Source organism: Microbacterium kunmingense (genome assembly GCF_023155745.1).
In the GTDB taxonomy this organism is placed as follows: Bacteria; Actinomycetota; Actinomycetes; order Actinomycetales; family Microbacteriaceae; genus Microbacterium; species Microbacterium kunmingense.
In genome coordinates this window covers 193317-203888 of sequence record NZ_JAKNUS010000004.1, presented here as the reverse complement: position 1 = coordinate 203888, position 10572 = coordinate 193317, and the positions used below count along the sequence as shown (strand labels likewise).

General features: G+C 71.7%; 12 protein-coding genes and 1 riboswitch. Of the genes, 9 read left to right on the top strand and 3 right to left on the bottom strand.

The genetic code is table 11. The features are described from left to right. Positions 1 to 49: 49 nt before the first annotated feature. The gene (locus tag MA875_RS07880) at positions 50 to 1678 is read right to left on the bottom strand and encodes an ABC-F family ATP-binding cassette domain-containing protein (RefSeq protein ID WP_248241579.1); all 1629 of its coding nucleotides are present in this window, start codon (positions 1676 to 1678) and stop codon (positions 50 to 52) included. A gap of 472 nt (positions 1679 to 2150) precedes the next feature. On the opposite strand from MA875_RS07880, the gene MA875_RS07875 reads away from it, so the two are divergent. After that, positions 2151 to 2534 carry a hypothetical protein gene (locus tag MA875_RS07875; RefSeq protein ID WP_248241578.1) on the top strand — a complete coding sequence of 128 codons (384 nt, stop codon included), beginning with the start codon at positions 2151 to 2153 and terminating at the stop codon, positions 2532 to 2534. Between the two features lie 5 nt (positions 2535 to 2539). Here the strand turns inward: MA875_RS07875 and MA875_RS07870 are convergent, their stop codons facing one another. Then, positions 2540 to 3208 carry an alpha/beta hydrolase gene (locus tag MA875_RS07870; protein ID WP_248241577.1) on the bottom strand — a complete coding sequence of 223 codons (669 nt, stop codon included), beginning with the start codon at positions 3206 to 3208 and terminating at the stop codon, positions 2540 to 2542. Positions 3209 to 3295: 87 nt separating this feature from the next. Here MA875_RS07870 and MA875_RS07865 point away from each other — a divergent pair, with 87 nt between their 5' ends. The 7 genes from MA875_RS07865 (at position 3296) to MA875_RS07835 (ending at position 8238) form a co-directional block, all read left to right on the top strand. Next, positions 3296 to 3919, top strand: a complete 624-nt coding sequence (locus MA875_RS07865) for an NUDIX hydrolase family protein (RefSeq protein ID WP_248241576.1) — start codon at positions 3296 to 3298, stop codon at positions 3917 to 3919. Positions 3920 to 3928: 9 nt separating this feature from the next. Next, positions 3929 to 4765: an AlbA family DNA-binding domain-containing protein gene (locus MA875_RS07860; protein WP_248241575.1), complete on the top strand. Its 837-nt coding sequence runs from the start codon at positions 3929 to 3931 to the stop codon at positions 4763 to 4765. Positions 4766 to 4834: 69 nt separating this feature from the next. Beyond that, on the top strand, positions 4835 to 5089 hold the full coding sequence (locus MA875_RS07855; protein ID WP_248241574.1) for a hypothetical protein: 255 nt from the start codon (positions 4835 to 4837) through the stop codon (positions 5087 to 5089). Positions 5090 to 5272: 183 nt separating this feature from the next. Continuing rightward, the gene (locus MA875_RS07850) at positions 5273 to 6301 is read left to right on the top strand and encodes a TerC family protein (RefSeq protein WP_248241573.1); all 1029 of its coding nucleotides are present in this window, start codon (positions 5273 to 5275) and stop codon (positions 6299 to 6301) included. Beyond that, a complete protein-coding gene (locus MA875_RS07845; RefSeq protein ID WP_248241572.1) occupies positions 6298 to 6711 on the top strand; it encodes a hypothetical protein in 414 nt (137 codons plus the stop codon). The genes MA875_RS07850 and MA875_RS07845 overlap by 4 nt, the downstream gene beginning before the upstream one ends. A gap of 291 nt (positions 6712 to 7002) precedes the next feature. After that, a complete protein-coding gene (locus MA875_RS07840; protein ID WP_248241571.1) occupies positions 7003 to 7302 on the top strand; it encodes a helix-turn-helix transcriptional regulator in 300 nt (99 codons plus the stop codon). 9 nt (positions 7303 to 7311) lie between these two features. Next, positions 7312 to 8238, top strand: coding sequence for a DnaJ domain-containing protein (locus MA875_RS07835; protein ID WP_248241570.1), 927 nt, complete (start codon positions 7312 to 7314; stop codon positions 8236 to 8238). Positions 8239 to 8275: 37 nt separating this feature from the next. Here MA875_RS07835 and MA875_RS07830 read toward each other — a convergent pair whose 3' ends face one another. Next, positions 8276 to 9793, bottom strand: a complete 1518-nt coding sequence (locus MA875_RS07830; protein ID WP_248241569.1) for a D-alanyl-D-alanine carboxypeptidase family protein — start codon at positions 9791 to 9793, stop codon at positions 8276 to 8278. A gap of 36 nt (positions 9794 to 9829) precedes the next feature. Beyond that, positions 9830 to 9939, top strand: a riboswitch (TPP riboswitch). On the opposite strand from MA875_RS07830, the gene MA875_RS07825 reads away from it, so the two are divergent. Then, a complete protein-coding gene (locus MA875_RS07825; protein ID WP_248241568.1) occupies positions 9933 to 10571 on the top strand; it encodes an ECF transporter S component in 639 nt (212 codons plus the stop codon). It overlaps the preceding riboswitch by 7 nt. Position 10572: the final 1 nt, after the last annotated feature.

The window sequence follows — 10572 nt, the reverse complement described above, 5'->3', positions numbered from 1 at the left end:
ATCTTCCCGCGCCCCTCCGACATCGGGGCGGGCTCGGCTCGTATCCGTCTCACGTGCCGTCGTCGGGATGCTCCACGGCCAGCTCCGTCTCCCGCACCGCCCCCTCGCGAAGCTCGAGCACGAGATCGACCCCGAGGCGGCGGAGGAAGTCGTCGTCGTGACTGACGATGAGCACCGCTCCGCGGTACGACGACAGTGCCGTGACGAGCTGGTCGACGGTGTCGAGGTCGAGGTTGTTCGTCGGCTCGTCGAGCACGAGGAGGTGCGGCGGCGGATCGGCGAGGAGCAGTCGGGCCAGCGCCACCCGGAACCGCTCGCCGCCGGACAGCGCGGAGACCGGCCTGTCGACCGCCGCACCCCGGATGAGGAAGCGGGCCAGACGGTTGCGCAGCTCCACCGTGCCCGTGTGCGGCGCCGACGCGGCGACGTTCGCGAGCACGGAACCGTCGTCGTCCAGCCCATCGACCCGCTGCGGAAGATAGCCGATCCGGTCGGTGTGAGGCTCGAGCCGGATGTCGCCGACGAGACCGCCTCCGCCCACCAGGCGCTCGAGCGCGGTGGTCTTCCCCGCACCGTTCGGGCCGATGAGGGCCACCCGCTCGGGCCCTTGAATGACCCACGAGCGCTCGGCGCCGGTGATCGTGGCGATCCGGCGTCCGGCTGCGACTCCCGGGTCGGGGAGGTCGATGCGCACCGCGTCGTCGTCGCGCACGCGCCGCCCCGCGGCATCCAGAGCGTCGCGTGCCGCCGCCTCGCGTTCGGCCTTCTCTCCGCGGAGTTTCCCGGCGGACACCTGCGCTGCGCGCTTGCGGGCACCCATGACGATCTTCGGCTCACGCTTCTCGGCGTACGCCTTCTGACCCATCTGCCTGCGCCGCGCGATCGTCGTCTCGGCCTCGATGCGCTGCCGCTTCTCGAGGCGCAGCGACTGACGGGCCGCGCGCTCGGCCTGGCGCGCCGCGCCCTGCTCCGCATCGAGCCAGTCCCGCCACTGCGAGTAGGGGCCGCCGAACACCGACAGGGTGTGCTCGTACAGCTCGGCGGTGTCGTCCATGCGCTCGAGCAGCGCGGTGTCGTGGCTGACGACGATGAGCGTTCCCCGCCAGTGTTCGACCAGGTCGTACAGGCGATGTCGCGCATCACGATCGAGGTTGTTCGTCGGTTCATCGAGCAGTGTGATGCCCGCGCCGCCGACGCGGAGGCCGGCGATCGCCGCCAGCACCGCCTCGCCGCCCGAGAGTTCACCGACCCGTCGGTCGAGCATGTCGGGCCGAAGGCCCGCCTCGGCGAGGGCGGCGTGACAGCGTGCCTCGATGTCCCAGTCGTCGCCGACGACGTCGAAGTGGCGCGGATCGACGTCGCCGGACTCGATGGCGCGGACGGCCGACAGCGTCGGGGCGGCCCCCAGCAGCGCGGCGATCGGCGTGTCGACGTCGAGCGTCACGCGCTGCGCGAGTGTCGCCACCTCTCCGTTGCGCTGGATGCGTCCGGCGGACGGGGTGAGGTCACCGCCGATCAGGCGAAGGAGCGTGGTCTTCCCCGTGCCGTTGCGCCCGACGAGGCCCGTGCGGCCTGAGGGGAAGGCGCCTGAGAGGTCGCGGAGCGCGACCGTGCCATCGGGCCAGTGGAAGGAGACGTCGTCGAGGACGACAGAGGGGTGAATGGATGACTGCGGCACGAGGCCTCCCGAGTGTCTGAGGGATGCACAGACACCGGGCGCCGGGATGCGGCAGAGAAGACCTGACGGATGCGGCGGGTCGACGGTGTCAGCGCGTGAACGCGGAGCCGTCGGATACCTTCACCGGTTTTCCTCACGTCGGGAACAGGACCTGAACACTGTAGCGGGTGGGGGCCGGGTGATCGCAAGGGCCACTTTCGATCGGGCACGACCCGTCGCAGAACGCTGCCTCGCGGCCGCCCGGGCCGCCGTTTTCTGACGGGTCGCGCGGCGCGCGGCGTCGCGCGTGGGCGTGGGAGCCAGGCCGCCCACGCGACGCACCGGAGGACAGCGACGCACCGGAGGAGATCGACGCACCGGAGGAGTCGACCAGTTTGTCGCATCCTCCCGTCCGCCGATCTCCTCCGGTGTGCGGAGCGGAATCCGTCCGCGGGGGGACGCGACGGCCCACGCGTCGCCGTACCGTGGCGCCATGACGCAGCACGGCAGCCACGAGAGTGGTCGACGCCCCGATCGGCGGGCGCTCGGGTGGTTCGGGGGCATCCTCATCGGGCTCGGCGTGGGTCTGGCCATCGGCCTGTCGCTCGGCAATGTCGGCGTGGGTGTCGCCGTCGGCGCCGGCATCGCGGTGGCGATGGGTTCGGCCTTCTCCGCCGTCCGTTCGCCCAGATCGGGTCGCCCCGATCGCTCGGACCGCCGCGACCGCTCGGGCGGAGGCGAGGCGGCGGGTGCCGGCGCCGCGGGTGCCGCGGGCGCGGATGACCGGCACTCCCGTGACGGGGTCTTCGACGGAGGCGGAGGGTTCGACGGAGGCGGCGGCTTCGACGGAGGCGGGGGCGGAGGCGGCGGGGACTGAGTCGCCTAGGTCGCCGGGTCGAGACGCTTCTCGAGGAACACCCGCACGTCCCGCAGCTCCTCCTCGGACACGCTGTGCGTGAGCCCCGGATAGAGCCGGCCACTCAGGTCGACGTGGTCGGGGAGCCACTGCGCGGTGTGCTCGACCAGCGCCGCGGGGATGACGTCGTCGCGTGACCCGCGGCCCCAGAACACGGGCGGCCGGCGCGCTGCGAGGGACGCATCGCCGGGCAGTGTCCCGGGTGCGACGTACCCCGATAGGTTCACGGCGAATGCGAAGCGCTCGTGATCGAGCCGCAGCGCCTGCAGCGCGACCGCGGCACCCTGGGAGAACCCGAGCAGGCCGATGCTCGTGGCCGGTGCGGCCGCAGCATCCAGCCATCGCAGGAGTGCCTGCGCGGCCACGGTGACCGATGCCGGGTCTCGCCCCTGGAGCCCTTCGATCGGGTACCAGGAGTATCCGGGCGAGGGCCACGGCGGAGTCAGCGGCGCGCGTACCGCGGCGACGACGAAGTCGGGCGGCAGGTGGGGCACGAGTCCGAACAGGTCGCGCTCGTCGGCGCCGTAGCCGTGCAGCAGCACCAGCAGAGGTCGCCCCTCTCGGTCGCTGGGCTCCGCTGACCACAGGGCCAGGTCGTCGGCGAGGGCGAGGGCGGCAGCGTGCTCGTCGGACATGCCGACATCCTTCCAGAGGCTCCCGACAGGCCGCCCCCCGGGCCCCCGCTCCTCGGCGATCGCGACGCCTCGGGGTATACATGACCTATGCCGGTGCGTACCCCAGATCCCGACCCGAGCGAGAACGACGACGCCCGCGGCGTCCGCCGCGATCCGCTCGACGGGCTGGGCGGGGGCTCGACGGGTTCGTCCGCCAACCCCGGATGGCTCAGCGACATCGAACTGGCCGAGGCCCGCCGACGGCTGCCGATGCTCTACGTCGAAGCCATTCCCGTCCGCACCGACGGGATGGGGCAGGTGATCCAGGTCGGCATCCTGCTGCGGGCGACCCCCGTCGGCGAGATCACCCGCTCGATCGTGTCGGGGCGGGTGCGGTACGGCGAAACGGTGCGCGACGCGCTGTTCCGCCACCTCGAGAACGACCTCGGTCCGATGGCCTTCCCGTTGCTGCCGCCGCAGCCCGTGCCCTTCACCGTGGCCGAGTACTTCCCCCTCCCCGGCGTCAGCGCGTTCCACGACGACCGGCAGCACGCGGTGTCGCTGGCGTTCGTCGTGCCGGTCACGGGCACCTGCGAACCGCGTCAGGATGCCCTCGAAGTCACCTGGCTCTCGCCCGACGAGGCGTCGTCAGACGCCGTCGCGGCCGAGATGGAGGGGGGCCGGGGAACCCTCATCCGCCTCGCGCTGGCGAGCGTGGGCGCGCTGCGCTGAGAGGGACGGATGCCGCAGAGCCCCCTCCTGGTCGACTTCGCCGTCGCGCTGCCGATCTCCGTCGGCATCGCGTATCTGCTCGCCCGCCTGATCCTGGCGATCTTCGGGCGCCGCCTGTCGCTGAGCATCACGGCGATGACGCTAATCTCGCTGCTCGGATTCAGCGTGGGGATCTTCCTGGCCGGAATGTTCCTCTACGGTCAGCGGCTCTGGATGCCCACCACCCTCCTCCTCACCTTCGGAACGAGCCTCGGGCTGTCGTTCCTCGTCGCGGCGATCGTCGCCCTCACGCAACGCGGGGTCGGCGACACCGATGTCTCGGCGGTGCTGCGCGCGGGGGAGTCGGAGCGCTCGGAGTTCAAGGAGACGGCGCGCTGGAACGTGCGCGAGAGCAAGAAGGATGCGCGGATGGAGCTCGCGATCGCCAAGACGATCGCGGCGTTCCTCAACAGTCGAGGCGGCGTCCTGGTCATCGGCGCGAACGACGCCGGTGAGGCGGTGGGACTCGATCGCGACCTCGCGACCCTCCGCACGCCCGACCACGATCGCTTCGAGCTGTGGCTTCGCGACATGCTCTCCACGACGCTCGGTCGGAACGCCGCGGCGCTCCCGCGCATCCGGTTCGTCAGCGTGCCCTCCGGCGGCCCCGTCGTCTGCGCGGTGGAGTGTCCGCCGTCGCCGAAGCCCGTGTTCCTCGCAGGAAGTGGGGGTGGTGCGACGACGGAGCTCTGGATCCGCGTGGGCAACTCCACCCGTGCGCTGCCGGTCGATGAGGCGCTGGAGTACGTTCAGCGCCACTGGCGCCCGACGCTCGCGTCGGTCTTGACGGGACGCCCCGCGGGCTGAGCGGAGGCCGCGCGCAATCTCCGCCTAACGGCGGAGGAACCCGCCGACACGCACACCTAGCCTCGAGAGATGACCGACACGAACCATCCTGAATCGCCCACCCAGATCGCGGTGTGGTACTTCGTCGGCGCGACGTTCGCCTTCTCGCTTCCGAACCTGTTCTTCCCCGACGCGGAGCTGTGGACCCGCATCCTGCTCTTCGTCGCGGGCATGGCGCTGATGATCGCCGGCGGATTCCGCCTCGCGCAGGAAGTCGGCGCGCGCCGCGGCGGGTCGAGGGGCGACGTGCCGCCGCCGCCCGCGACGGGGCCGTCCGGCGACTGAGGGCGACCCACCCCTGCGCGTCGTCCGGGTGCACCCGCTTGCGCCCAAAGCATGAACTATGCTTCACTATTCCCCGAAGGGGAGTAATCCTCGCGACGCATCGACAGTACGGTCACCCATGTGACCCGGTGCGCGGGCAACGGACGCCGATGAGACCTTCACGACACTCGTGGAGGTTCTCTCATGTCCGTCCCCCTCTGGGCGTGGTTCGTCGTCCTCGGCGTCATCGTCGCGATGCTCGCCGTCGATCTCGTCGCCCACCGCAAAGCCCACGTCATCGGCGTCCGCGAGGCCGCGGCCTGGTCGGTCGTCTGGGTGCTCTCGGGCATCACGTTCGGCATCGTCGTCTGGAACTCGTGGGGCGCGGAGTTCGGCCAGCAGTACTTCGCCGGCTACGTGATCGAGAAATCCCTCGCCGTCGACAACGTCTTCGTCTGGGCGATCATCTTCGCCGCGTTCGCCGTGCCCCGCGAGTATCAGCACCGCGTGCTCTTCCTCGGTGTCCTCGGCGCCCTCGTCTTCCGCGGGATCTTCATCGCCGCCGGCGCCGCGCTCATCGAGAACTTCTCGTGGATCCTCTACGTCTTCGCCGCGTTCCTCATCCTCACCGGCATCCAGATGATCCGCACCCGCAACGAGCACGTCCACCCCGAGAAGTCGCGGACCCTGAAACTCTTCCGCCGCTTCGTGCCCATGACCGACGCGTATCACGGGCAGCGCTTCCTGGTCCGCAAGGCCGGCGTGCTGCTGGCGACTCCGCTGCTGGCGGTGCTCGTGCTCGTCGAGGTGACCGACATCATCTTCGCCGTCGACTCGATCCCTGCGATCTTCGCCGTCACCAGTGAGCCGTTCCTCGTCTTCACCGCCAACGCGTTCGCGATCCTGGGGCTTCGGGCGATGTACTTCCTCCTCGCCGACCTCATCCACCGCTTCCGCTACCTCAAGATCGGGCTCGCGTTCGTGCTGGTCTGGGTCGGCGTGAAGATGGCCCTGCTCGACGTCGTGAAGATCCCGACCCTCGTGTCGCTCGCGGTCGTCGCCGCGATCATCGCGATCGCCATCACCGCGTCGCTCGTCGCGACCCGGGGACAGGGTCGCCGAGAGATCGAGGTCGAGTCGGCGGGAGCCTTCCGTCTCGCGACCGAGGAGGAGATGGCCGAACTCGAGCCGGTCTTCCGCTCGCGTCGCGCCCTGGCCGGGAGCCGGCGATGAGCGAGACCACCCGAACGCGCCGGCCCCGCGCGGCTCTCCTCATCGCCCTCCCGGCCCTCGGGCTCCTCGCCCTCCTGACCCTCGCATTCGTGAGCGGACCGGAGAGCAGGTGCGGCAATCCGTTCGGATGCGGCAGCGTGAGAAACGCGGGGGACTCCGACCTCACCGTGGTCGCCTTCGAAGCGGATGGCACGGAGCGGGGCACCTACGCCGTCGCGCCGGATTCGCGCGATCTGCTGCTGGGGGTCACGAATGAGGTCGCCGTGCCCGAGGCGTCCTGCCTCACCGTCCACGGCGGGCCCTTCTGGCTGGACCGTGTGCAGGTGCAGACCGCCGCCGACACGGCGCGAGTGCCGATCGACCACTGGGGCGCGCGCGTCGATCTCCAGGCCGGCGCCTGCGCCGACTGACGGCGCGGCGCGCCCCCGCCCCCCTCCCTCCCGCTCCCTTCCCGCGAGAGTGCATCTGCGCGCCGAGAACGCGGGGTCCACCCGCATCCTCGGCGCCCAGATGAATTCTCGCCGGGGGAGCGGGGAGGCGCGGAGGTGGGGGAGGCGGGGACGCGGGGAGGCGGGGGAGCGGGGAGGCGCGGAGGTGGGGAGGCGGAGGGAGGGGAGCGCGGAGGCGGGGAGGCGGCGCAGGGCGAGGGGGCCGGGGAGGCGGGGTTGGCGGGGGCGGGCGGCGCGCGACACAATCGAAGGATGGCAAGCGGCGGCTCGTGGACGTTCCTCACCCACCACGCGCACGTCCTCGTGGCCGTCGCCGACAACAACGACGTCACTCTCGCCGAGATCGCCCGCATCGTGGGGATCTCCGAGCGCTCGGCGGTGACGATCCTGAACGACCTCGTCGCCGAGGGCTACGTCGAACGCGAGCGCCGCGGGCGCCGCAATCACTACACCGTGCGCGGGACGCGGCCCCTGCGGCATCCGTCCAATGCCGACCACACGATCGGCGACCTGATCGGCGCTCTCAGCCGAGTCTCGATCAGCAGCGCATAGCCTGAAAGGGTGTTCGACAGTCCGTTGTCCGCCTCGGCCTACGAGGTGCTGCAGGTCGACCCGACCGCCGATGACGAGACCCTGCGCCGCGCCTACCGGCTGCGGCTGCGCCAGACCCACCCCGACACCGGCGGCGATGCCGCGGTGTTCGTTCAGGTGCAGCGGGCGTGGGAACTCGTCGGGACCGCCGAAGCCCGCGCCGCGTACGACCGCGGGCACGGATTCGGTGCCGAGCAGGCGCCGGAGTGGTCAGGATGGCGCCCGCCGGCGCCCCGCGCCGACACGCGTCCGCGCGCCCGCTCCTACGGGCACCCCGGCGGGTGGCGTCGCGAGCGGTACCTCACCCTCATCCGCGAATGGGTCGGACGAGGCGTCACCGTCGACGACCCCTACGACCCCGCGCTCGTCCGCTCCGCGCCGCACCACCTGCGCCGGCTGCTGGCCGACGCCCTCGCCGAGGAGGAGACCGCTCGCACCGTCGCCGACCTCGGCATGGGCTACACCGTGTGGCATGACGTCGCCGCCTCGGGTCGCGACGGCGACCCCGACGTCAAGCTCGATCACATCGTGCTGGGGCCCAGCGGACTGTTCGGCATCCTCTCGGAGGACTTCGGCGGCCCGGTCGGGGTGCGCCGGGGCGAGATCGTCGGCGAGGGGATCCCCGAGGGATCGGTCGCGGGGCTGCTCGCGCGCATGCGGGTGGTCTCCCGCGCGGCGAGGGTGAAGTTCACCGGGGCCATCGTGGTGCTCCCCGACGAGGACGTCACCGAGATGATCCAGGAGCTCGGCAAGGTCAAGGGCGTCCCCGTGGCGCTCGTCTCGCGCAGCGCCCTGGCCACGGTGCTCCGGCGCGGCCTGCCCGGTGCCCGCGCCATCGGCGGCACCGAGCTGTTCGAGATCCGCACCCGGCTCCAGCACACGGCGCAGTTCGTCTGAGCCCCGACGCCCCGGCGGGCCGACGGACCCGCCGCGCTCAGCCGGTCAGGCCGAACAGCTCCAGCGGATGCGTGAGCCGCCACCAGAACGACGGCTCCTCCACGTCCTGCGCGAGCTCGAGCCCGACGACGCTGTCATCGAGCGCCCCGGTCGCGGTGAGCGCGCCGACCGTGTCGCCTTCGGCGCGGAGATCGTCGAGGTCGAAGGTCGACTCGACGGTCGCCGTGCCGCCGTTCCACGCGATCACCGCGGCATCCGCGCTCGTCACGATCGGGACGTCCTCGCCCCAGGCGGTGCGGACGTACCCGGCCGTCGTGCCCGCCGGCGCCGCGACCGTCGGCTGCAGCTCGGCCTCGAGCTGGGCGTAGAGGGCGCGGGATGCTGCAAGGCGCGCCTCATCATCGGGCTGACCGAGGACGGCGGCGTAGAGGGTCACCGGCGTCTCGGCGACCGTGATGTTCTTCGCCGAGAGCAGGCTCCACCGGTCGAGGGTGCCGGTCTTGATGCCGACGACGCCCGGGTCGGCGAGGAGGCCGTTGGTGTTGGTCACCAGTCCCGCGCCGGGGATCTCGACGGCCTGCTTGGCGACGATCTCGGCGACCACGGGGTTGGCCAGGGCGCGCTGGGCGAGCGGGATGAGCGCATCGGGGCTGGCGCTGTTGCGCGCGTCGATGCCGGTGGGCTCGACGATCGTGATCCCGTCGATGCCGTGCCGGTCGAGCCAGCTCGCCGCCGCGTTGGCGAAGACCGCGTCGGTGGGATAGAGGTATGACGCGAGGCGGTCTGCGTAGTTGTTCGCGGATCCGATCAGGATCCCTTCGAGCATCTGGTACATCGACAGGGTGCCCCCGACGGGGACGTCGAGGGCGGATTCGCCGCCGGCGAGGTAGTCCCAGTACTCGTCGCTGTCGCGCCCGGTGAAGCGGAACTCCGGACCCGGCTCGCCCGGGGCCAACGGCAGCTCGTCGAGCACGACGAGGGCGGTGACGACTTTGGTGATGCTCGCGATGGCGTCGCGGTCTGCGCTGGAGGCCAGCGGTCCGCCGATCCCCTCGACGGCGACGGCGGCGCTCCCCTCGGCGGGCCACACCGGAGCCGCGGCGGGAGCTGCCGCCGGCAGCACCTGCACCGCCTCGACCTCGGGGGTCACGGCGTACAGCGGCCAGAGCCCGGTGGTCGCGGCGTAGCCGCCGAGGAGGCCGAGGATCACCGCGGCCGGGATGACGACGCCGGGGCGGAGGATCGAGCGGCGCGCGGCGCCGGCGAGCAGATCGGCGCCCACCGGCACATACGGCACACCCCCGCCGGAGAGGTCGGTGAACCCGGGCGGGCGGGCGAGGATCGCAGACTCGTCGACCCAGGTGAGGGCGGTGGGATGCCGCGACGCGGTGACGATCGCCGGTTCGGCCAGGCTCGATCTGGTGGGCGACGGCGCCGCGTCGCCCTCGGGGGCGGTCAGGACTCCGGCGTGAGACGGCGAGTCCGCAGCATCCGTCTCCCCCTGGTGCCGGCGCAATGCGCGACGCGTGAGGGGGCTCCGGTCGTCCTCCGCCATTCGCCTACGCTACAACGCCGACGGCGATATGATGATCGCCGAAACCACGGGAGTCCGGCGAGCCGGGCTGAGAGGGAGCGATTCGCGCTCCGACCGTCGAACCTGATCTGGGTCATGCCAGCGCAGGAAGGGAGTACTGATGCACACGCATACGTCCACGTCCGCGTCGTCGACCACCGGCACCGGGGGCGCTCACCGCTTCCGGTGGCGCGTCATCGACATCGTTATTGCCAGCGTCCTCGGCGTGGCCGCGGGTCTGGTGTTCCTGCTGTGGAACATCGCCTACCTCGGGCCGAGCAACTTCCTGAGCCCGCTCCTGCCGGGTCTGCAGGGCCTCCTCGACGGGCCGTGGCTGTTCGCCGGCGTGCTCGGAGCCCTCATCATCCGCAAGCCCGGCGCGGCGCTGTACACCGAGACGCTCGCCGCCGTGGTCTCGGCCCTCGTCGGCAACACGTGGGGCGGGTTCCTCACGATCGAGGCCGGACTCGTCCAGGGCCTGGGCGCCGAGCTGATCCTCCTGATCTTCTTCTACAAGCGCTGGAGCCTCCCCGTCGCGGTGCTGGCGGGCATGGGCGCCGCGCTCGCGGGCGGCATCAACAACCTCATCCTCTGGTACCCCGGCTCGGGGGGCCTGTTCATCACGGTGTACCTCGCCAGCACCCTCGTCTCAGGGGCGCTCATCGCCGGGGCGCTGTCATGGGTTCTCGCGCGGGGCCTTGCCGCGACCGGCGCTCTCGACCGCTTCGCGATCGGGCGCGAGGCGCGCGCGCGCGTCTAAA